The following is a 22479-nucleotide window of genomic DNA, read 5'->3' on the forward strand; positions in this document are numbered from 1 at the left end:
GGAGAAAGTTGATGAAATTGCCGATTTATCTCGATTACTCCGCGACCACACCGGTTGATCCGCGAGTGGCCCAAAAGATGAGTGACTGCCTGCTGGTTGACGGTAATTTCGGTAACCCGGCTTCCCGTTCCCACGTTTTTGGCTGGAAAGCGGAAGAAGCGGTTGAGAATGCACGTCGCCAGGTCGCCGAGCTGGTCAATGCGGACCCGCGTGAAATTGTCTGGACATCTGGTGCTACCGAGTCTGACAACCTTGCGATCAAGGGTGTTGCTGAGTTCTACAAGTCCAAGGGTAAGCACCTGATTACCTCCAAGATTGAGCACAAGGCTGTCCTCGACACCATGCGCCAGCTTGAGCGTGAAGGCTTTGAAGTGACCTACCTGGATCCGACCGAAGACGGTTTGATCACTCCTGCAATGATCGAAGCTGCATTGCGAGAAGACACCATTCTGGTGTCCGTTATGCACGTAAATAACGAAATTGGCACCATCAACGATATCGCTGCGATTGGTGAGCTGACTCGCTCCCGTGGCGTGTTTTTCCATGTTGATGCTGCACAGTCCACCGGTAAGGTTGAGATTGACCTGAACACGCTGAAGGTTGATCTGATGTCGTTCTCCGCGCACAAAACCTACGGCCCGAAAGGTATTGGTGCGCTGTATGTACGCCGTAAACCGCGTGTTCGTCTGGAAGCCCAGATGCACGGCGGTGGTCACGAGCGCGGTATGCGCTCCGGCACCTTGGCTACTCACCAGATCGTGGGTATCGGCGAGGCTTTCCGCATCGCCAAAGAAGAGATGGCGCAGGAAAACCAGCGCATCAAAGCGCTTAATGAGCGTTTCTTCAAACAGCTGGAAGATATGGAAGAGCTGTACGTCAATGGCAGCATGACTGCCCGCGTGCCGCACAACCTGAACCTCAGCTTTAACTATGTCGAAGGTGAGTCTCTTATCATGGCGCTCAAGGACCTCGCAGTTTCTTCCGGCTCGGCCTGTACTTCGGCCTCGCTGGAGCCTTCCTACGTGCTGCGCGCGCTGGGTCGTAACGACGAGCTGGCACACAGCTCGATCCGTTTCACCTTCGGCCGTTTCACCACTGAAGAAGAAGTTGATTACGCCGCGCAGAAAGTGCGCGAGGCGGTTACCAAGCTGCGTGAACTGTCGCCGCTGTGGGATATGTTTAAAGAAGGTGTGGACCTGTCCAAAGTCGAGTGGGCTGCACACTAAGGCTGCCGGTGAGCAGCCCCTGATGAGAGAGGAATACCAGCATGGCTTACAGTGACAAGGTCATTGACCACTACGAAAACCCGCGCAACGTCGGCAAGATGGACGCGGCTGATCCGGACGTCGGTACCGGCATGGTCGGCGCTCCGGCGTGTGGCGACGTAATGCGTCTGCAGATCAAGGTTAACGAGCAGGGTGTGATTGAAGACGCCAAGTTCAAAACCTATGGCTGCGGTTCTGCAATCGCTTCCAGCTCCCTCGCCACCGAGTGGATGAAGGGCAAAACCCTGGATGAGGCGGAAACCATTAAGAACACTGAGCTGGCTGAAGAACTGGCTCTGCCGCCGGTGAAGATTCACTGCTCCGTGCTCGCAGAAGATGCCATCAAGGCAGCTGTTCGCGATTACAAGCAGAAGAAAGGCCTGCTCTGAGGAGGTAGTCGATGGCTATCAGCATGACTGAAGCGGCTGCTGCCCATGTGCGTCGTTCCCTTGAGGGGCGCGGTAAGGGTGTAGGCATTCGTTTGGGTGTTCGCACAACGGGCTGTTCCGGTTTGGCCTATGTGCTTGAGTTCGTTGACGAAGCCGCCAGCGAAGATCAGGTATACGAAGCCCATGGCGTGAAAGTCGTCATCGACCCGAAGAGCCTGGTTTATCTGGATGGTACGGAGCTTGATTTCGTCAAAGAGGGGTTGAACGAAGGTTTCAAGTTCAATAACCCGAACGTGCGTGGCGAGTGCGGTTGCGGCGAAAGCTTCAATGTCTGATCTTCGTACCGGCAGCCCCTGCCATTTCGCCTTGTTTGACCTGCAGCCGTCGTTTCTGCTGGATTTGGATCAGCTCGGTACGCGTTATCGTGAGCTAGCGCGTCAAGTGCATCCCGATCGTTTCGCCGATGCTTCTGAGCGTGAGCAGCGCCTGGCGCTGGAGCGTTCGGCCAGCCTGAATGAAGCTTACCAAGTGCTGAAAAGTGCCCCTCAGCGTGCCCGCTATCTACTCGCCTTGAAAGGCGGTGAGTTGCCGCTGGAAGTAACGGTGCATGATCCGGACTTCCTGCTGCAGCAGATGCAGTGGCGCGAGGAGCTGGAAGACCTTCAGGAAAGTGCCGATATCGCCGGTGTCAGCCAGTTCAAGCGTCGGCTCAAGCAGGCGCAGGAAGCGCTCAATGAAAGTTTTGCGGCTTGCTGGGAAGATGCAGCGCAACGTGAAGAGGCCGAGCGCCTGATGCGTCGCATGCAGTTTCTGGACAAGCTTTCCCACGAGGTGCGCCAGCTGGAAGAGCGCCTCGACGATTAATGCCCCCGCGCCACGCTGCGCCCCTGATTTAAGCACTGAATCAACATGGCCTTACTGCAGATCGCTGAGCCCGGACAAAGCCCACAACCCCACCAGCGCAAGCTGGCGGTCGGGATTGATCTGGGTACTACCAATTCCCTTGTTGCCGCTGTCCGAAGCGGCCTGAGCGAACCGCTTGCTGATGCCGAGGGGCGGGTTATTCTGCCGTCCGCTGTGCGTTATCACGCCGATCGCATCGAAGTCGGGGCGAGCGCCAAGGCTGCGGCCTCCAGTGATCCGCTCAATACTGTGTTGTCGGTCAAGCGTCTGGTCGGACGTGGGCTGGCGGACGTGAAACAGCTGGGCGAGCAGTTGCCTTACCGGTTTGTTGAAGGTGAGTCGCACATGCCCTTTATCGAAACCGTGCAGGGGCCGAAAAGCCCGGTGGAGGTTTCGGCGGAAATCTTAAAGTCGCTGCGCTTGCGCGGCGAAGCTGTGTTGGGCGGTGAGTTGGTGGGGGCGGTCATTACAGTGCCCGCCTATTTCGATGATGCTCAGCGTCAAGCCACTAAGGATGCTGCACGACTAGCGGGGCTGAATGTATTGCGCCTGCTCAATGAGCCGACTGCTGCTGCGGTGGCTTACGGTCTGGATCAGAAAGCCGAAGGGGTGGTGGCAATTTACGACCTTGGTGGCGGCACCTTTGATATCTCCATTCTGCGTCTGACTGGCGGTGTGTTTGAGGTTTTAGCTACTGGAGGCGATACCGCGCTGGGTGGTGATGACTTTGATCACTTAGTTGCGAGCTGGATCGTCGAGCAGGCTGGTCTGTCTACCGATTTAAGCCCTAGTGAGCAGCGTGCTTTGCTGGCTGTGGCTTGTGCTGCAAAAGAAGCGCTGACCGCCGCAAATAGTACCGACGTTGCTTATGCGGGTTGGAGCGGTGTGTTGACTCGCGAAGGTTTCGATCAACTGATCGATCCACTTGTTAGTCGCAGCCTGAAAGCCTGTCGCCGTGCCGTGCGAGATGCAGGTATAGATCTGGAAGACGTTAAAGCCGTGGTCATGGTCGGCGGTTCGACCCGTGTGCCACGTGTGCGCCAAGCGGTGGGCGAGCTGTTTGAGCGTGAGCCGCTGACCGATATCGATCCGGATCAGGTGGTAGCTGTCGGTGCTGCGATCCAGGCTGATGCTCTGGCTGGCAATCGCCGTGGTGAAGGCGAAGAATTGTTGCTTCTCGATGTGATCCCGCTGTCCCTTGGTCTTGAGACCATGGGGGGGCTGATGGAGAAGGTCATTCCGCGCAACACCACTATTCCGGTAGCGCGAGCTCAGGATTTCACCACGTATAAAGATGGCCAAACCGCCATGATGATTCACGTCCTGCAAGGTGAGCGTGAGTTGATCAGTGACTGCCGCTCTCTGGCGCGTTTTGAACTGCGCGGCATTCCGCCGATGGTGGCGGGTGCAGCTAAAATCCGTGTGACCTTCCAGGTGGATGCGGATGGTCTGTTAAGTGTATCCGCGCGTGAGCTGACATCTGGCGTAGAGTCCAGTATTCAGGTTAAGCCGTCTTATGGTCTGACCGATGGTGAGATTGCCCGCATGTTGCAGGACTCATTCAGTAATGCCGGAGAAGACAAGGCGGCGCGCGTACTGCGTGAGCAGCAGGTCGATGCCCAGCGCCTTTTGGAGGCAGTCGAGGCAGCATTGCTGGCTGACGGTGAGCGCTTGTTGAGTGAGGAGGAGCTTGTGGCGATCCACGCACAGGTGGAGGCGTTACGCGACCTGATGGGTGGTACTGATGGTCTGGCCATTGAGCAGCAGACCAAGCGACTGACTCAGGTTACCGATGCCTTTGCTGCGCGCCGTCTGGATGCCACCGTGAAGGCGGCCCTGGCTGGTCGTAATCTAAACGAGATAGAGGAATAAGCATGCCCCAGGTCATTTTTCTGCCTCACGCAGTGTTGTGTCCGGAAGGGCTGGTCGTTGAAGTTGAACCAGGTACTTCTATTCTTGAGGTGGCCCACGATAACCACATCGAGATTGAAAGTGCCTGTGGTGGTGTGTGTGCCTGCACCACCTGTCATTGCATCGTTCGCGAAGGTTTTGATTCGCTAAGCGAGCTGGATGAGCTGGAAGAAGACATGCTCGATAAGGCGTGGGGGCTTGAGGCTCAGTCCCGCCTGTCCTGTCAGGCGATTGTCGGGGACGAAGACCTGACCGTTGAGATTCCCAAGTATTCCCTCAATCACGCTGCTGAAGCGCCCCATTGAGTCGAGGAGTTGTAATGAGTCTGAAGTGGGTTGATGTGCTGGAAATTGCCATTCAATTGGCTGACTCGAAACCGGACGTGGATCCGCGTTACGTCAATTTCGTCGATCTGCATAAGTGGGTGGTGGCTTTACCTGGGTTTGATGACGACCCTCAACGATCAGGTGAGAAGGTGCTAGAGGCGATTCAGGCAGCTTGGATCGAAGAAGCTGACTGAAGGCTATTAGGCCACCCACCTACGCTTTTGACCTGAACCCGCGTATAATTCGCGGGTTTAATTTTTGCTAAATCACTGTTTTTGGAGTTTTCCATGGCTGTTCAACGTACTTTCTCCATCATCAAGCCGGATGCCGTTGCTAAAAACGTTATCGGTGAGATCACCAGCCGTTTCGAAAAAGCCGGCCTGCGTATCGTTGCTTCCAAAATGGTACAGCTGTCCGAGCGCGAAGCTGCTGGCTTCTACGCTGAGCACAGCGAGCGTGGCTTCTTCAAGGATCTGGTTGCATTCATGACTTCCGGTCCGGTTATCGTTCAGGTTCTGGAAGGCGAGAACGCAGTTCTGGCTAACCGCGAACTGATGGGCGCTACCAACCCGAAAGAAGCTGCCCCGGGCACCATCCGTGCTGATTTCGCCGTTTCCATCGACGAAAACGCTGTTCACGGTTCCGACTCCGAAGCTTCTGCTGCTCGCGAAATCGCTTACTTCTTCTCTGCAACTGAAGTTTGCGCACGCATTCGCTAAGCGAAATGGGTGAGGGTGAGGCCATGACACAATCGACCGGTAAGACCAACCTGCTGGGTTTAACCCAGGAAGAGCTGGAGCAATTCTTCGAACAGATCGGGGAAAAGCGCTTCCGTGCCGGTCAGATCATGAAGTGGATTCACCATTTTGGCGTGGATGATTTTGATGCCATGACCAATATCGGCAAAGCCTTGCGCGAAAAGCTCAAGGCTTCTGCCGAGATTCGCGGCCCGGAAGTGGTCAGTGAAGATATTTCTTCTGATGGCACGCGCAAGTGGGTTGTGCGGGTGGCATCGGGCAGCTGCGTGGAAACCGTGTACATCCCGCAAGGATCACGGGGCACTCTGTGTGTTTCATCCCAAGCAGGCTGTGCTCTGGACTGTAGCTTCTGCTCCACGGGCAAACAGGGCTTCAACAGTGATCTGACTGCCGCCGAGATCATCGGCCAGGTGTGGATCGCGAATAAGTCCTTCGGCACCATCCCGGCTAAGATCGACCGCGCCATCACCAACGTGGTGATGATGGGGATGGGCGAGCCACTGCTGAACTTCGATAATGTCGTCGCCGCCATGAAAATCATGATGGATGACCTCGGTTACGGCATTTCCAAGCGTAAAGTCACGCTGTCTACTTCGGGCGTTGTACCGATGATCGATAAGCTGGCTGAGGTGATCGACGTATCTCTCGCTCTGTCGCTGCATGCGCCGAATGATGAGTTGCGTAACAAACTGGTACCGATCAATAAGAAGTATCCGCTGGAAATGTTGCTCGCGGCTTGCAAGCGCTATATCTCGCGTCTGGGTGAAAAGCGGGTGCTGACCATTGAGTATACCTTGCTCAAAGACGTTAACGATACGCCGCAGCATGCCGACGAAATGATCGCCTTGCTTAAAGACGTACCCTGCAAGATCAACCTGATTCCATTTAATCCGTTCCCTCATTCCGGTTACGAGCGGCCGAGCAATAATGCGATCCGCCGTTTTCAGGACTTGTTACACAAAGCAGGGCACAATGTCACAGTCCGTACCACACGCGGCGAAGATATTGATGCAGCATGTGGGCAACTGGTCGGGCAGGTCATGGACCGTACCCGCCGTAGCGAGCGTTATATTGCTGTTCGTCAACTGAATAGCGAAACTGACGCCGCGAGTTCTGCTGCCAATCGAACCTGAGGGAGTGCGCCATGACTTTGCGACCTGCATTAATGCTGTTGGCCGCCAGTCTGTTGGCCGGTTGTGTCTCAACCGGTACAAATCTTGATCCGTTAAAAACCGACAAGGGTCGCCAGGAAGCCCGGGATGCTTTCATGCAGCTTGGCTTGGGTTATTTGCGCAATGGCGATACCGAGCGGGCAAAAGTGCCGCTCAAGCAAGCGCTGGATCTAGATCCGTCCAGTGCCGATGTTCATGCAACATTGGGCTTTGTGTTCCAGACAGAAATGGAACCAGCACTGGCCGAGAGCCATTTCCGCAAGGCGATATCGCTCAGTGGTGGTGAAGCCCGCATGCTTAATAATTATGGTGGTTTTCTATATGAGCAGAAGCGCTATAAAGAGGCGTTTGATGCTTATCTGAAAGCCTCCGAAGACACGCTGTACCCCGAGCGTTCGCGGGTGTTTGAAAATCTTGGTCTTACCGCGTTGCAGCTTAATCAGCGGGATCAAGCTAAGGTTTACTTCGAACGGTCGTTGCGTCTCAATTCGCGCCAGCCACGGGCTTTGCTTGAAATGGCTCAACTGTCCTATCTGGATAAAGAGTATGTGCCTGCGCGAGGCTACTATCAGGGCTATGTCGCATTAGCTCCGCATAGTGCAGCCAGTCTTTTACTTGGAATTCGCCTGGCAAAGGTTTTTGAAGAGCGCGATGACGCCGCGAGTCTCGGTCTACAGTTAAAACGACTCTATCCGGCTACCCCGGAATATCAGCAATACCTGTCGGAGCAATAATGAAAACGGCGCAACCAGAAACTGTGGCTGTTTCCCGGGTGAATCCTGGCGAGACCTTGCGCAAAGCGCGTGAGGCTCGGGGATGGGCGGTTGCTGAAGTCGCCGCTCAACTGAATTTGACTGTACAGCGCCTGAATGAAATCGAGCAGGGCGCGTTTGAGAAAGTCCCGGGTCTGACATTCGCCCGTGGCTATGTGCGCACCTACGCCAAGCTGTTGGGACTTGATCAGGCTGAGCTCGTTCGCGAGTTTGATGCATTCACCGGATCCTCAGCTGTTGAGAGCAGTGTGCACAGCCTTGATCGCATTGAAGAGCCGCGCAACATTTCTCAGCGTGTGCTCAAGGTGGTCAGTGTTATTGCACTGGTTGGCCTGGGGGGGCTTAGTTTTTACTGGTGGCAAGATCAGGCTGAACGACGTGAGCAGAGCATGGCCACAACCAGCTTGGAGCACGTCGAAGTAGAGGGAGCCGACGGCACGACTCAGATTCATCCGCTCGATGAACCGGAAGATCAGGCTGTCGAAGAGGCTCAACAAGAAGCTGAACAAGAGCAAGTGCTAGCCGATCCTGATGTCGAAGCGGGCAGTGAGACCAATACAGATGCCACTGACCCCGCGGTAGCTATAACAGCTCCAGAGGTGTCAGCTCCAGCAGCAGTATCGACAGTCGCTGAACAATCCAACAGTGTTCCCGCCGCCGCTCAGGCAACAGCTCCTGTGACCACTCCTGCACCTCCAGTACAACTGGCAGCAGGTGAGGCATTGATCGATCTGGCGTTTACCGCTGATTGCTGGATTCAGGTAAAAGATGCGACTGGCAAGATTCTCCATGCGTCCCTTAAGCGCAACGGTGAGAGCTTTCAGATCGCCGGTCAGGCACCGCTCGAGTTGCGCCTTGGCTATGCTCGCGGTGTCAGTGTTCGTTTGAATGGTGCAGAAGTGGATGTTGCGCCCTTTATCTCTGGTGAGACTGCACGTCTGAAATTGGGTGGGCAATAACATGCACGGTGAGTCACCGATCAAGCGCCGCGTTTCGCGCAAAATCTGGGTGGGTTCAGTACCAGTAGGTGGTGATGCACCGATCTCGGTTCAGAGTATGACCAACAGCGACACGCATGATGTTGCTGCCACCGTCGCTCAGATCCGTCGTCTGGAAGCAGCAGGTGCCGACATCGTCCGGGTTTCTGTACCGGATATGGATGCTGCTGAGGCCTTTGGCCTGATCAAACAGCAGGTCAATGTGCCGCTGGTGGCCGATATTCACTTCGATTACCAGATTGCCCTGCGCGTGGCGGAATTGGGTGTGGATTGCCTGCGTATCAATCCGGGCAACATCGGTCGTGAGGACCGCGTACGCGCTGTGGTCGAGGCGGCTCGTGACAAAGGCATTCCGATTCGAATTGGGGTCAATGCCGGCTCGCTCGAAAAGGATTTGCAGAAGAAATACGGTGAGCCTACGCCGCAAGCGCTGGTTGAGTCAGCGTTGCGACATGTTGAACATCTGGATCGCCTGAACTTCCCGGACTTTAAGGTCAGCGTAAAGGCTTCTGACGTGTTTATGGCTGTTGAGGCTTATCGTCTGCTGGCCAAGCAAATTGAGCAGCCACTGCACTTGGGAATTACCGAGGCGGGCGGTCTGCGTTCCGGTACCGTTAAATCCGCTGTAGGTCTTGGTATGTTGCTGGCTGAAGGGATTGGCGACACGATCCGCATTTCGCTGGCTGCAGACCCGGTGGAAGAGGTTAAAGTCGGCTTCGATATTCTCAAGTCACTGCGCCTGCGTTCCCGTGGCATTAACTTCATTGCCTGCCCAAGCTGCTCGCGGCAGAACTTTGATGTGGTTAAGACCATGAATGAGCTGGAGCAACGAGTTGAAGACCTGCTGGTGCCAATGGATGTGGCCGTCATTGGCTGCGTGGTGAACGGACCAGGTGAGGCCAAAGAGGCCCATATCGGCCTTACAGGCGGCCAGCCCAACCTGATTTACATTGATGGCAAACCGGCTCAAAAGCTGACCAACGAAAACCTGGTCGATGAGCTGGAAAAACTGATTCGTGAAAAAGCAGCGGCCAAAGCGGCTGCTGACGCTGCTGTTATTGCGCGCAGCTAAGACGCGTTAAGGAATTTAAGTGAGCAAGCCTTTGCAAGCCATTCGTGGCATGAACGATATCCTGCCTGATCAGACGCCACTGTGGCGCTATTTTGAGGGCACTGTGGCTGGTCTGCTGGATGGCTATGGTTATCAGCAGATTCGCATGCCTATCGTCGAGTTCACTGAGCTATTCAAGCGCTCCATTGGTGAAGTGACCGATATTGTCGAAAAGGAAATGTATACCTTCGAGGATCGCAATGGCGATTCTCTGACCCTGCGCCCGGAAGGGACCGCAGCATGCGTGCGCGCGGTGCTGGAGCATGGCCTGGCCGGCGCTGGCCAACAGCAAAAATTGTGGTACATCGGCCCGATGTTCCGCCACGAGCGCCCTCAAAAGGGCCGTTATCGTCAGTTCCATCAGATCGGGGTCGAAGTATTCAATATCGACGGCCCGGATATTGATGCCGAGTTGATCCTGCTGACTTGGCGTCTGTGGGGTTTGTTGGGTATTCGCGACTCGGTCAAGCTGGAGCTGAACAGCTTGGGTACCAGCGCTGCCCGCGCGGTTTACCGTGACGCACTCGTCGAGTTTCTGACTGCCAATGCGGATCAGCTGGATGAAGACAGCCGTCGCCGTATGCTCACCAATCCGCTGCGTGTACTGGACAGCAAGTCGGCGCAAACCCAGGCCATTCTGGTCAACGCACCGAAGCTGGCAGACTACCTGGATGAAGATTCCCGCAACCATTTCGAAGGACTTAAAGCGCGCTTGGATGCAGCAGGTGTGCCTTATGTGGTCAACCCGAAACTGGTTCGTGGCTTGGATTACTACAGCAAAACCGTGTTTGAGTGGGTGACTGATCAGCTCGGCTCACAGGGCACTGTCTGTGCTGGTGGCCGCTACGATGGCCTGGTTGAGCAGATGGGCGGCAAGCCGACTACCGGTGTTGGTTTTGCAATGGGTATCGAACGATTGGTGCTCTTGCTCGAAACCTTGGGTAAAGTGCCGGCTGAAATCGCTCGCTCAGTTGATGTATATATGTGTGCCTTTGGTGAGCCTGCTGAACTCGCAGCGTTGGCTCTGAGCGAGAAGTTGCGTGACCAGTTGCCGGGGCTGCGTTTGCAGGTCAACGCCGGTGGTGGGAGTTTTAAAAGTCAGTTTAAGAAAGCCGACAAGAGCGCAGCGCTGTACGCACTGATCCTCGGTGAAGATGAACTGGCTCAGCAAGTAGTAGGTTGCAAGCCGCTACGTGGACAGGGCGAGCAACAAAATATTGCCTGGTCGGATTTGGCCGATCATCTGGCGGCTTGTGCCAAACAGGTCTGAGCACCTGCTATAGAGATACAGCGAATAGGAGTGTTGGGGTGGTTTCGCGTACTGACGATGAAGAGTTGGCGGTAATCAAGGATTGGTGGCAGCGTAACGGCAAGCCATTGCTGACAGGTGTGATCATTGCACTGGCGGCAGTACTTGGCTGGAACGCTTGGCAGTCATACCAGGCCAATCATGCTTATGGAGCCTCAGCACTCTATCAGCAACTGCTGGAAGCTGCGCTTGACCCTAGTGGCAAGCCAGACGCCGGTAAAGTTGCAGAACTGGCCAATACCCTGAAGAAGGATTACGCCGGTACAGCTTATGCCCAGTACGGCAGCCTGTTCGTAGCCAAGGTTGCTGTTGATGCAGGAAAGCTGGATGACGCAGCGACTGAGTTGAAGACAATTGTCGATAAGCCAGCTGACAAGAGTCTGGGCGAGATGGCGCGTCAGCGCCTTGCTCGTGTACTGGCCGCGCAGGAGAAGGCCGAAGATGGCCTGAAGCTGTTAGATGGTGAGGCCATCTCGGCGTTTGTGGCCAGCCGTGAAGAGCTGAAAGGTGACCTGTTAGTGCAACTGGGCCGTGCTGACGAAGCCCGCGCTGCGTATGAAAAAGCCAAGGCTGCACTGGCTGATGATGCAGCTGTGGGTGGTCTGCAAATGAAGCTAGACGACCTGGCCAAAGGGGATGCATAACGTGATGCGTTGGAAGAATGCCGCACTGCTGGCCCTGGCCGTAATGGCTGTGGGTTGCAGCAGCAATAGCAATAAGGAGCTGCCCCCAGCCGAGCTGCCTAAATTCACCGAAGAAGTGCGTCTGGATAAAGTCTGGAGCCGCTCGATTGGTGAAGGCCAGGGCGAAACGTTCAACATGCTGGTTCCGGCCATCGATGGCGAGCAGATTTATGCTGCTGACGTAGAAGGCCTGGTTGTGGCAATGAACCGCACCACCGGTAAGGTGCTGTGGAAGCAAGATTTGGAGCTGCCTGTATCTGGTGCTGTAGGTGCAGGGTATGGTCTGGTCGTGGTCGGTACCCTCAAGGGTGAGATCATCGCGCTGGACAGTGCAACCGGTGAGGAAAAGTGGCGTTCTCGTGTAACGAGCGAGGTTCTCGCTGCTCCAGCGCTTAATGGTGATGTTGTTCTGGTTCAGACTCAGGATGACCGCCTTATTGCGCTCGATATGTATACCGGCAATCAGCGCTGGATTTTTGAGAACACTCCGGCTGTGTTGACGTTGCGCGGCACTGGCAGTCCAGTTCTGACTAACCGTCTGGCGATTGCCGGCCTCTCAACCGGTAAGGTTATCGCTCTGGATGCTGAGCGTGGCGTTCCGGTTTGGGAGCAGCGTGTTGCTATCCCGCAAGGCCGCTCCGAGCTTGAGCGTGTTGTGGATATCGACGGCGGTCTTCTGCTGTCTGCCGGTACTCTGTATGCCGTCAGCTATCAGGGCCGCGTAGCGGCGCTGGACTTCGAAAGCGGTCAGATTCTCTGGCAGCGTGAGGCTTCCAGCTCGGTGGGTGTCGCTCAGGGTTATGGCAGCGTTTACGTAAGCCTGGCCAACGGCACTGTAGAAGGCATTGATGAACGCTCTGCGTCTGCTCTGTGGAGCAACGATGCGTTGGCCCGTCGTCAGCTGTCTGCCCCGGAAGTATTTTCCAGTTATGTAGCGTTCGGTGATCTGGAAGGCTATCTGCATTTGGTCAGTCAGGTAGATGGCCGCTTTGTGGGGCGTACCCGGATCGACAGCGATGGCCTGCGTGCCCGCCCGCTGGTAGTGGGTGACATGCTGTATGCCTTTAGTAACAGCGGCAAACTGGTGGCGTTGACCATCAAGCATTAATTCGCTGAAGCCCGTTGAGGGTACTTCAACGGGCGTTGAGTCATGGCCGCTGCCGCAAGCAGCGGCTTTTGTATTTTCTGAAATAACGAAGTGGAGAGCCTGATGGTTCCCGTAATTGCCCTGGTGGGTCGCCCGAATGTGGGCAAATCCACCCTGTTTAACCGCTTGACCAAGTCCCGTGACGCTATTGTCGGCGACCTGTCTGGTCTGACCCGAGATCGCCAATACGGTGAGGCCAAGTGGCAGGGTCGAACCTACATCGTCATCGATACCGGTGGTATTTCCGGGGATGAAGAGGGTATTGACGCCAAGATGGCTGAGCAGTCGCTGCAAGCTATCGAAGAGGCTGATGCTGTTCTGTTTCTGGTGGATGCACGTGCCGGTCTCTCGGCCTCTGATCAAATGATCGGAGAACACCTGCGTCGCCGTAACAAGCGCAGTTTCCTGGTGATCAACAAGGTCGATAACCTCGATCCTGATCTGGCTCGTGCTGAGTTCGCCAGCATGGGCATGGGTGAGTCCCTGGCGATTGCCGGTGCCCATGGCCGTGGTATCACCCAAATGCTTGAGACGGTTCTGGGTTCTTTCCCGAAAGATGCTGAAGAGCCGGAAGAGGGTGAGGAAGAGGATGAAGTTCTCGAAGGTCAGGAAGCCAAGCGTATTCCGGGGCCGAGCGAGAAAGACGGGATCAAGCTGGCGATTATCGGGCGTCCTAATGTCGGTAAGTCGACGCTGGTCAACCGCATGCTGGGCGAAGAGCGGGTCATTGTGTATGACCAGGCCGGTACAACCCGTGACAGTATCTACATTCCGTTCGAGCGTGACGGTGAGAAGTACACCTTCATCGACACGGCCGGTGTGCGCCGTCGTGGCAAGATTTTCGAGGCAGTGGAAAAGTTCTCAGTGGTGAAAACCCTGCAGGCTATTCAAGACTCGAACGTCGTGGTCTTCGTTATGGATGCCCGCGAAGGGGTGGTTGATCACGATTTGAACCTGCTGGGCTTTGTTCTGGAGAGTGGCCGTGCGCTGGTAATTGCCCTGAACAAGTGGGATGGCATGGAGCCGAGCGAGCGTGACTATGTGAAGACTGAGCTGGAGCGCCGGCTGTTCTTTGTCGATTTCGCCGACATTCACTTTATCTCCGCTTTGCATGGCACAGGTGTCGGCAATCTTTACAAGTCGGTACAGGCCTCGTTCAAGTCTGCGATTACCCGCTGGCCGACCAGTCGTCTGACGCAAATTCTTGAGGATGCGGTCAGTGATCACGCTCCACCTATGGTCAATAACCGCCGTATCAAGCTGCGTTATGCCCACTTGGGCGGTGCTAACCCACCGCTGATCGTGATTCACGGTAACCAGGTGGATGCAGTACCGAAGTCGTACGTTCGTTACCTGGAGAACACCTACCGACGTGTTCTGAAGCTGGTGGGTACGCCTATCCGTATTGAGTTCAAAGGCAGTGACAACCCGTACGAGGGTAACAAGAACACGCTGACAGACCGTCAGGTGAACAAGAAGCGCCGTTTGATGAGCCACCACAAGAAGGCTGAGAAAAAACGTAAGGACAAGCGTAAGTAAGCCGACAGGCCACTACACGCAGCGCTCTATAAAGGCACCTTCGGGTGCCTTTTGTGCATCTGGTGGATGGGCTATTCTGCGGGCTTGTCAGTATTCAGCGCAGAGACGCTTCAGGGATTAGCCGTAATGATCACCAGTAAGTTGCCTAATGTCGGCACCACTATTTTTACCCGTATGTCGCAGCTCGCTGTGGAAACTGGCGCGCTGAACCTGTCTCAGGGCTTTCCGGATTTTGATGGCCCGCAAGGGCTGCGTGACGCGGTCGCTGCGCACATTTCTGCCGGGCACAACCAGTACGCACCGATGACAGGTTTACCTGCCCTGCGTGAGCAGGTCGCAGCGAAAATCGCCCGTTGCTACGGTGCGAAAGTTAGCGCCGATACTGAGATCACCATCACGCCGGGGGCGACTGAGGCGATTTTCTGTGCGATCCAGGCAGTGATTCACCCCGGCGATGAAGTGATCGTTTTCGATCCCAGCTATGACAGTTACGAACCGTCCGTTGAACTGGCGGGCGGTCGCTGTGTGCATGTGCCAATGACGTTGCCGGATTTTCGTATCGACTGGCAGAAACTGCAGGATGCGCTCAGCAGCAAAACCCGCATGATCATTATCAACAGCCCACACAACCCCAGTGGTTCGCTGATCACCCGCGAAGAGCTGGACCAGCTGGCAGCACTGATCCGTGGGCGTGAAATCTATCTGATCAGTGATGAGGTCTATGAGCACTTGCTGTTTGACGGTCGCAAGCATGCCAGTGTGTTGGCCCATGAAGAGCTGTACCAGCGCGCCTTTGTAGTCAGCTCATTCGGCAAAACCTATCACGTCACCGGCTGGAAAACCGGCTATGTGGTTGCGCCGCCTGCGTTGAGTGGTGAACTGCGCAAGGTGCATCAGTACGTCAATTTCTGTGGTGTTACTCCGCTGCAGTGGGGGCTGGCGGACTATATGGCGGCTCATCCTGAGCATGTGGACGAGCTTCCGGGTTTTTATCAGGCCAAGCGCGATGTGTTCTGCGACCTGCTTGAGGGCTCCCGTTTCACCTTTAGCCGCGCGCCTGGCACTTATTTCCAGGTGGTGGATTATTCCGCCATTCGTGACGATCTCAATGATGTCGACATGGCTGAATGGATGACCCGTGAACACGGCGTTGCTGTCATTCCGGTATCGGTTTTTTATCAACAGCCGCCAGAGAATATGCGTCTGGTGCGTTTGTGCTTTGCCAAACGTGAGGAAACCTTGCGACAAGCAGCGGAGAAGCTATGCGCGATTTAAAGGAATTGAGCCAGTTGCCTGATCTTGAGGTGGCACTGCTCCAGACTGAGCTGGCGTGGCATGACCCGCAGGCTAACCGTGAGCACTTTGAGGCGTTATTCGCTCAGGCTAAAGGCGCTGACTTGATACTATTGCCAGAGATGTTCACCACTGGTTTTAGCATGGAGTCCGCAGCTCTGGCTGAGCCGGAAGACGGTCCGAGCGTGCAATGGCTGCAGCAGCAGGCTCAGGCTGTTAATGCAGTGATTATGGGCAGCCTGATTATTCAGGCCGCCGATGGTAGTTACCGCAATCGTCTGATCTGGGCACGCCCGGAAGGCACCTATGCGCAATACGACAAGCGCCACCTGTTCCGCATGGCTGGCGAACACAAGTATTACAGCGCGGGTGATGAGCAAGTGGTGGTCGAGCTCAAGGGTTGGAAGGTGCGCCCGTTGATCTGCTACGACCTGCGCTTCCCAGTGTGGAGTCGCAGTGCCGGTGATACCGATCTGCTGATTTACACCGCCAACTGGCCCGCAGCCCGGCGTAATCACTGGAACCGCCTGTTGCCAGCCCGTGCCATCGAAAACCTGTGTTACGTCGCTGCGGTGAACCGGGTAGGAACTGACGGCAAGGGTTATCCCTACAGCGGCGACAGCCAGTTGTTGGACTTCCAGGGTGATTACCTGATTGCGCCGGATACTACTGATGGGGTTCTGCGCCACACCCTGAGTGCCAAAGCGTTGGCTGATTACCGAGAACGCTTCCCGGCATATCTGGATGCTGACATATTTGAACTTCGTTAACAGAGTTAGCTGAGTTGGGCGGTGTTGTAAGGCTGTAGAGAGTTGAGAAAGGGGGCGGATCTGAGTGCAACACGGTTATTGAATTGAGATAGTTTCAGTTTTGTAGTGACAGTATCAAATTGCGAGCTGCTGCAAATTACTCTGTATTTAGTTACATCTATAATAGCTGTTGACTATTATCTAGGGTTATCGACATGGAACGTCATCAAGAAACTGGCGAGGCACTGGAGTCTACTGATATTTCAGACTCTCCCAGCTTGTATCGAACTTCGGCTGTACTCATAGCTAGTATTCTTGGAGGGCCATTAGCTGGGGCTTGGATCATTGCACATAATTTGCAGTCAATGGGGCAGGCTCATCGAGTTTCTTCTGTTTGGTGGACTGCCTTAGGGTTGATAGCAGTGGGGTTGGGCCTGGCTTTTATTGTCCCTGAAGAAGTACCAGGGGTTGCGTTTGCCATTGCGATTGCCTTCGGTATGCATGAGTTGTCCAAGTTTTACATGCAGGAGTATTTAAGATTGCATATGGAGCGGGAGGGGGCATTTGTGAGCAACTGGTGGGCTGTTCCTGTAGGTATATGTGGTATTTTGCTTCAGTTGGCGGTAATTGGTGCACTTGTATTGTTGGATATATAACTACTTATATTGAGCGCTATCGTGATCAATAAAGAAGCCCGCTCATGGCGGGCTTCTTTGTGTCTGCGATAAGTAATCAGGCAGACTGCTTCAGCGTCGCCATATCAATCACAAAGCGATACTTCACATCACTCTTGAGCATGCGCTCGTAAGCCTGGTTTATGGACTGCATCGGGATCATCTCGATATCCGAAACAATGTTGTGCTCGGCACAGAAGTCCAGCATTTCCTGGGTTTCGGCAATGCCGCCAATCAACGATCCGGCAATACGGCGGCGTTTGAAAATCAGGCCGAAGACATTGGGTGAAGGATGGGGAGAGTCCGGCGCGCCGACTAGGGTCATGGTTGCATCCAGTTTTAGCAAATTCAGGAACTGGTTGAGATCATGTGGGGCCGCCACGGTGTTGAGGATAAAGTCGAAGCTGTTGGCGTGTGCTGCCATTTCCTGCGGGTTCTTCGATACGACCACTTCTGCTGCGCCCAAGCGCAGTGCATCTTCCCGCTTGTTTGGGGAGGTGGTGAACAGGACAACATACGCGCCCATCGCTGCAGCGATTTTAACGCCCATATGGCCGAGGCCGCCCAGACCGACAATACCGACTTTCTGGCCCGGGCCGACTTTCCATTGGCGCAGTGGCGAGTAGGTGGTGATGCCTGCGCATAGCAGCGGGGCCACAGCGGCCAGGTTGTCTTTATGGCGGATATGCAGCACGAACTTCTGATTCACCACGATGCTGCTGGAGTAGCCGCCGAGGGTGTTTTCTCCCCCAAACACCGGGCCGTTGTAGGTGCCGGTGAAGCCGTTCTCGCAGTATTGTTCAATGCCTTCTGCGCAGGGCGAGCAGTGCTGGCAGCTGTCGACCATACAGCCAACACCGGCGATATCACCCACTTTGAAGTGTTTGACGTTGCGGCCAATGGCCGTCACGGTGCCAACAATCTCGTGGCCAGGAACGGATGGGTACAGGGTGTTCTTCCATTCATTGCGGGCCGTGTGCAAGTCCGAGTGACATACACCGCAGTAAAGAATATCGATCGCTACGTCATCTGGTCCGACTTCGCGTCGCTGAATTTCAAGGAGCGCCAGTGGAGTATCCGGTGATTGAGCGGCGTAAGCGAGGGTCTTGCTCATAAGTGTCTCCTTGGCAAATTGACAGGAATGAAAAGGCTAGCACCTGGACTTATGCAATACCGATTGGCCCGCATATTTTTTGGTTATCCCACGTACGAAAAAGGGGACCGAAGTCCCCTTTCATAGGTATCACTAAAGCGCTTTGCTTAGGCCTGAGCCAGCGCTCGGTTCAGTGCGCTGAACAGTGCGCGGAAGCTGGCTGTGGTGATGTTTTCATCAATACCCACGCCATGCAGAGCGCGGCCACCGTTCACGCGCAGTTCAATGTAGGCTGCGGCTTTAGCGTTAGTGCCTGCACCAATGGCGTGCTCGGAATAGTCCATGATCTCAACGCTGACTGGCAGGCCTGCTACCAATGCTTCCAGCGGGCCTTTACCGGTGCCGTGCCACTTCTGTGTTTCGCCGTTGCTGAGCACTTCAACATCAACCGTGCTGTTGCCGTTTTCTTCCTGGAGGCGATGACTCTTCAGGGTGTACGGTGTTTCAGCCTTCAAGTACTCGTTGACCAACAGCTCATAGATTTGGCCTGCGGTCATTTCAAGGCCAAGGCGGTCGGTTTCTTTCTGCACAACCTGGCTGAACTCGATCTGCATGCGACGCGGCAAGCTGATGCCATATTCCTGCTCAAGCAGGAAGGTGATACCGCCTTTACCTGACTGGCTGTTGACGCGGATAACCGCTTCGTAATCGCGGCCGATATCAGCTGGATCGATTGGCAAGTACGGCACTTCCCAGATGGCATCCGGCTTCTGTTGAGCAAAGCCTTTGCGGATCGCATCCTGGTGCGAGCCGGAGAATGCTGTGTGGACCAGGTCGCCAACGTACGGGTGACGTGGGTGAACCGGCAACTGGTTGCAGTCCTCGACCACTTTGCGCACGGCGTCGATGTCGGAGAAGTCCAGCTCAGGGTTCACGCCTTGGGTGTAGAGGTTGAGCGCCAAAGTCACCAAGCAGACGTTGCCAGTGCGCTCACCGTTACCGAACAGGCAGCCTTCAACGCGGTCAGCGCCGGCCATTACTGCAAGTTCGGAAGCCGCTACGCCAGTGCCACGGTCGTTGTGGGTGTGCACGCTGATCAACACGCTGTCGCGCTTGTCGACGTTACGGCCGAACCACTCAACCTGGTCGGCATAGTTGTTCGGTGTGGCGCACTCGATGGTGGCTGGCAGGTTGAGGATCAACTTATTGGCCGGAGTCGGCTGGAATACGTCGATCACAGCGTTGCACACTTCCACTGCAAAGTCGGTCTCGGTGGAGCTGAACACCTCAGGCGAGTACTCAAAGCCCCATTGGGTTTCCGGTGCAGCTTCGGCCAGGCGCTTGATGGTCTTGGCAGCAGCGATGGCAATCGCTTTCACACCGGCTTTGTCTTGGTTAAAGACGATTTTGCGGAAGGCCGGGGCGCAGGCGTTGTAATAGTGAACGATGGCTTTTTTCGCGCCTTTGAGGGATTCGAAGGTACGTTCAATAAGGTCGTCACGGGCCTGGGTCAGTACCTGAATGGTGACGTCATCCGGGATGTGGCCGCCTTCGATCAATTCGCGGACGAAGTCGAAATCAGTCTGCGAAGCGGACGGGAAGCCTACTTCGATCTCTTTCAGACCCACTTGAACCAGGCACTTGAAGAAACGCATTTTCTTCTCGGCGTCCATGGGTTCGATCAGCGACTGGTTACCGTCACGCAGGTCGGTGGACAACCAGATCGGCGCTTTAGTGATGATCTGATCAGGCCAAGTGCGATCCGGGAGGCTGATCTGAGTAAACGGACGGTATTTGCTGGATGGATCTTTAAGCATGCTCATGGCTAATCCTTAAAACTCGGCGCTTGTGGCAGCCGCTAAACAATTCGGGAAATCGGATAGATCTGGGGCTGAGAGTTAGCCACGCAGTCGCTGGCTTACCAAACATAGATTGGCATGTTGGCGCAGCAGAAAGAGGGTATGAGTGTTTTTCATGGCGCTAACCCTAAACTTTGGGGTTAAAGCTGGCAAGCAATGCTTGAAAATTGGTAATTAATATCCTGAAAGCGAATTTTTAGCGATATTAATGGCGCTTCGGTGCGGGTTGCTTGTGAAAAATTGCGGGCGACTTATAAGGTTGTCGCCCGCAATGCATATTAACCTTGGGAAGTTGGAGCCATGGAGGCTTTCAGTTCGCGCATATCTGCCCCGCTCGGGGACTGGAAAACGCGCAGGCCAAACTCTGGAAGGATGGCCAGCAGGTGATCAAAGATATCCGACTGGATGGCTTCATAGGGGCCCCAGGCTACTGTCGAGGTAAAGCAGTACAGCTCAAGCGGCAAACCCTCTGCAGTAGGCTGCATCTGGCGGACGAGCTGAGTCATGCCCTGATGGATGCCTGGGTGTTGGCGCAGATAGTGCTCAACATAAGCACGGAAAGTACCAATGTTGGTCACGCGGCGGGTATTTGCTGGTTCTTGTGCTGCTTCAGCTAACTGGCTGTTCCAGCTTTCCAGCTCGCTTTTTTTGTTGCTCAGGTATTGCCCCAGTAGCAGGAATTTCTGCAAGTGGGCGATTTCGTCCGGGCTGAGAAAGCGCACGCTGGTCTGATCCAGATAAAGGCTGCGTTTGATTCGGCGGCCACCGGACTCCTGCATGCCGCGCCAGTTTTTGAACGGATCGGTAATCAGGCGCTTAGTTGGAATGGTGGTGATGGTCTTATCCCAGTTCTGCACCTTGACGGTGTGCAGGGCGATATCAATCACATCGCCATCTGCATTGAGCTGTGGCATTTCAATCCAGTCACCGACACGCACCATGTCGCTGGATGAAATCTGCACGCTGGCCACCAATGACAGCAAGGTGTCTTGGAAGATCAACATCAGCACCGCAGCCATCGCACCCAAACCGGACAGCAGGATCAGTGGTGAGCGGTCGATCAGGCTGGCGATCATCAGAATCGCGGCGATCGCGAAGACCACAATCTTGATGACCTGAACGTAACCTTTAATAGGCTTCAGATGTGCGTTGGGGCGGCGGTCGTACAGTGAATTAATGATGGTCAGTACAGCGCTGATCGCCAGTGCGATAGACAGCACAATGAAGGCACTGCAGACGTTTTCAGTAACCGTGACAACGACTTTTGGCAGGTTGGGGATCAGGTTTATGCCGCCAGTGATGATCAGGGCCGGAACAATATTGGCCAGACGCGCGATGACCCGCGAATCGTAGATCAGTTGATCCTGGCCGATCGGTGTGCTTCTGAGGGCGCGGTAAAAACCTCGAACCAGAATGCGCTTGACGATGAAGTTGCCGATCCAGGCGGCCAGCAGCAACAAAGTCAGTGTGGTCAGGGTGTAGAGCTCCGGATATTGCTGAAGCCATGTCAGGGATTCGTTGTACAGTTCTTTCATGCTGCTCGTGTCGCTCCTGTAAGCAGGGTCCATTAATTCACATGCCGCTCAGGCCAGGCAGCCATAGAGTCAATTGGTCTGTCAGGGTGGTCTGCATGTTTCAACAGGCCACCATAACAAACCCGGCAAGGTTATAGGCTCGGAGTGTCAGTTGTCTGACAGAGTGCTAGGGCTTAAAGGCGCCGATAAAAATCGCCGGATCAACCCGCGCATCATTCAGGCTTACGTTCCAGTGCAGATGTGGGCCGGTGGCTCGACCTGTGGAGCCAACTTTGCCGACAACTCCGCCGCGGGCAACGTCGTCACCGACTTTCACATCAATGGCCGACAAATGGCAGAACATGCTAATCAGTCCCTGGCCGTGGTCGAGAAACACCGTGCGGCCATTGAAGAAATAGTCGCCTACCAGAATCACCTTGCCAGCTGCCGGTGCTTTGATCGGTGTGCCTTTACTGGCTGCGAAATCCAGACCGGAATGCGGGTTACGTTCCTCTCCATTAAAGAAGCGGCGCAGGCCGAAGGGGCTGGAAAGCGGACCGTTGACCGGGCGATCAAACAGCAAGTTGCTGGGTTGGCGCGGGCTGAATTGCTGATAAGCGCGTGTTTGCTCGGCCAGCTCGCGCTCAATGCGGCGCAGGTTGTCCTGATTGGGGGTGACCTGCTGCTGGTTCTTAATGGTGATGCGTTGTTCGCTGTAGTGCTTGCCGGCGACCTGAAAGCTCAATTGCTGACCATTGTTCACGCTGATTTGCTGTACGCCGGGCTTCACGCTCAGGGGGATACCGACAATGGCGATCCAGCGCTGCTGATCTTCATGAATAACAAGCACCGGCTTACCCTGATAAGTGACTGAGGGGGCGCTGGCTGCCGGGCCCAGATCAACAACTGCCACACCTCCGGGAACCGGCTTGTTAAGCAGGCGGCTGATGAAACCATCAGCATGGGCGGGTAGGGCGAGTAACAAGGCAACGGCTAAAACACAAAAACGCATA

Annotated in this window: 23 protein-coding genes; 19 read left to right on the forward strand and 4 right to left on the reverse strand. The window is 55.1% G+C overall.

What is annotated here, in order from left to right; all coding sequences use genetic code 11:
* The first annotated feature begins 11 nt into the window (after positions 1-11).
* The 19 genes from AO726_RS10660 (at position 12) to AO726_RS10750 (ending at position 16982) form a co-directional block, all read left to right on the forward strand.
* The gene (locus tag AO726_RS10660) at positions 12-1226 is read left to right on the forward strand and encodes an IscS subfamily cysteine desulfurase (protein WP_058068071.1); all 1215 of its coding nucleotides are present in this window, start codon (positions 12-14) and stop codon (positions 1224-1226) included.
* Positions 1227-1267: 41 nt separating this feature from the next.
* Entirely contained in the window at positions 1268-1654 is a 387-nt protein-coding gene (gene iscU / locus AO726_RS10665; RefSeq protein WP_058068072.1) for a Fe-S cluster assembly scaffold IscU, read from the forward strand.
* An 11-nt stretch (positions 1655-1665) separates the two neighbouring features.
* Positions 1666-1989: an iron-sulfur cluster assembly protein IscA gene (gene iscA / locus AO726_RS10670; RefSeq protein WP_058068073.1), complete on the forward strand. Its 324-nt coding sequence runs from the start codon at positions 1666-1668 to the stop codon at positions 1987-1989.
* Positions 1982-2518, forward strand: a complete 537-nt coding sequence (gene hscB / locus AO726_RS10675; RefSeq protein ID WP_058068074.1) for a co-chaperone HscB — start codon at positions 1982-1984, stop codon at positions 2516-2518. Before iscA ends, hscB begins: the two co-directional genes overlap by 8 nt.
* A gap of 45 nt (positions 2519-2563) precedes the next feature.
* Positions 2564-4429, forward strand: coding sequence for a Fe-S protein assembly chaperone HscA (hscA, locus tag AO726_RS10680; protein ID WP_058068075.1), 1866 nt, complete (start codon positions 2564-2566; stop codon positions 4427-4429).
* Between the two features lie 2 nt (positions 4430-4431).
* Positions 4432-4773 (forward strand): ISC system 2Fe-2S type ferredoxin, encoded by a 342-nt coding sequence (gene fdx, locus AO726_RS10685; protein ID WP_058068076.1) that lies wholly within the window; start codon positions 4432-4434, stop codon positions 4771-4773.
* A 14-nt stretch (positions 4774-4787) separates the two neighbouring features.
* A complete protein-coding gene (gene iscX, locus AO726_RS10690; RefSeq protein WP_058068077.1) occupies positions 4788-4988 on the forward strand; it encodes a Fe-S cluster assembly protein IscX in 201 nt (66 codons plus the stop codon).
* A 93-nt stretch (positions 4989-5081) separates the two neighbouring features.
* Positions 5082-5513: a nucleoside-diphosphate kinase gene (ndk, locus tag AO726_RS10695; RefSeq protein WP_058068078.1), complete on the forward strand. Its 432-nt coding sequence runs from the start codon at positions 5082-5084 to the stop codon at positions 5511-5513.
* Positions 5514-5536: 23 nt separating this feature from the next.
* On the forward strand, positions 5537-6685 hold the full coding sequence (gene rlmN, locus AO726_RS10700) for a 23S rRNA (adenine(2503)-C(2))-methyltransferase RlmN (RefSeq protein ID WP_058068803.1): 1149 nt from the start codon (positions 5537-5539) through the stop codon (positions 6683-6685).
* A gap of 11 nt (positions 6686-6696) precedes the next feature.
* Entirely contained in the window at positions 6697-7458 is a 762-nt protein-coding gene (gene pilW / locus AO726_RS10705; RefSeq protein ID WP_058068079.1) for a type IV pilus biogenesis/stability protein PilW, read from the forward strand.
* A complete protein-coding gene (locus AO726_RS10710) occupies positions 7458-8456 on the forward strand; it encodes a RodZ domain-containing protein (RefSeq protein WP_058068080.1) in 999 nt (332 codons plus the stop codon). Before pilW ends, AO726_RS10710 begins: the two co-directional genes overlap by 1 nt.
* A gap of 1 nt (position 8457) precedes the next feature.
* Entirely contained in the window at positions 8458-9567 is a 1110-nt protein-coding gene (gene ispG, locus AO726_RS10715) for a flavodoxin-dependent (E)-4-hydroxy-3-methylbut-2-enyl-diphosphate synthase (protein ID WP_058068081.1), read from the forward strand.
* A 19-nt stretch (positions 9568-9586) separates the two neighbouring features.
* On the forward strand, positions 9587-10876 hold the full coding sequence (hisS, locus tag AO726_RS10720) for a histidine--tRNA ligase (RefSeq protein WP_058068082.1): 1290 nt from the start codon (positions 9587-9589) through the stop codon (positions 10874-10876).
* A gap of 38 nt (positions 10877-10914) precedes the next feature.
* Positions 10915-11559, forward strand: coding sequence for a YfgM family protein (locus AO726_RS10725; protein WP_058068083.1), 645 nt, complete (start codon positions 10915-10917; stop codon positions 11557-11559).
* Positions 11552-12706 carry an outer membrane protein assembly factor BamB gene (bamB, locus tag AO726_RS10730; RefSeq protein ID WP_058068084.1) on the forward strand — a complete coding sequence of 385 codons (1155 nt, stop codon included), beginning with the start codon at positions 11552-11554 and terminating at the stop codon, positions 12704-12706. Before AO726_RS10725 ends, bamB begins: the two co-directional genes overlap by 8 nt.
* A gap of 102 nt (positions 12707-12808) precedes the next feature.
* On the forward strand, positions 12809-14284 hold the full coding sequence (der, locus tag AO726_RS10735; protein ID WP_058068085.1) for a ribosome biogenesis GTPase Der: 1476 nt from the start codon (positions 12809-12811) through the stop codon (positions 14282-14284).
* A gap of 126 nt (positions 14285-14410) precedes the next feature.
* Complete coding sequence (locus AO726_RS10740; RefSeq protein ID WP_058068086.1) at positions 14411-15559, forward strand: pyridoxal phosphate-dependent aminotransferase; 1149 nt, start codon at positions 14411-14413, stop codon at positions 15557-15559.
* Positions 15547-16347 carry an amidohydrolase gene (locus tag AO726_RS10745; protein ID WP_058068087.1) on the forward strand — a complete coding sequence of 267 codons (801 nt, stop codon included), beginning with the start codon at positions 15547-15549 and terminating at the stop codon, positions 16345-16347. The genes AO726_RS10740 and AO726_RS10745 overlap by 13 nt, the downstream gene beginning before the upstream one ends.
* Positions 16348-16541: 194 nt before the next feature.
* Positions 16542-16982, forward strand: coding sequence for a hypothetical protein (locus tag AO726_RS10750; protein ID WP_152987278.1), 441 nt, complete (start codon positions 16542-16544; stop codon positions 16980-16982).
* Between the two features lie 76 nt (positions 16983-17058).
* Here AO726_RS10750 and AO726_RS10755 read toward each other — a convergent pair whose 3' ends face one another.
* The 4 genes from AO726_RS10755 to AO726_RS10770 all read right to left on the reverse strand — a co-directional run bounded on the left by AO726_RS10755 (position 17059) and on the right by AO726_RS10770 (position 22478).
* A complete protein-coding gene (locus tag AO726_RS10755) occupies positions 17059-18114 on the reverse strand; it encodes an NAD(P)-dependent alcohol dehydrogenase (RefSeq protein WP_058068089.1) in 1056 nt (351 codons plus the stop codon).
* A gap of 146 nt (positions 18115-18260) precedes the next feature.
* Positions 18261-19916: a 2-isopropylmalate synthase gene (leuA, locus tag AO726_RS10760; RefSeq protein ID WP_058068090.1), complete on the reverse strand. Its 1656-nt coding sequence runs from the start codon at positions 19914-19916 to the stop codon at positions 18261-18263.
* A 314-nt stretch (positions 19917-20230) separates the two neighbouring features.
* A complete protein-coding gene (locus AO726_RS10765; RefSeq protein ID WP_058068091.1) occupies positions 20231-21487 on the reverse strand; it encodes a mechanosensitive ion channel family protein in 1257 nt (418 codons plus the stop codon).
* 166 nt (positions 21488-21653) lie between these two features.
* Complete coding sequence (locus AO726_RS10770) at positions 21654-22478, reverse strand: peptidoglycan DD-metalloendopeptidase family protein (RefSeq protein ID WP_058068092.1); 825 nt, start codon at positions 22476-22478, stop codon at positions 21654-21656.
* Between the last annotated feature and the right edge of the window lies 1 nt (position 22479).

The sequence above is a fragment of the Pseudomonas sp. TTU2014-080ASC genome, from assembly GCF_001446935.1.
Lineage (GTDB): Bacteria > Pseudomonadota > Gammaproteobacteria > Pseudomonadales > Pseudomonadaceae > Aquipseudomonas.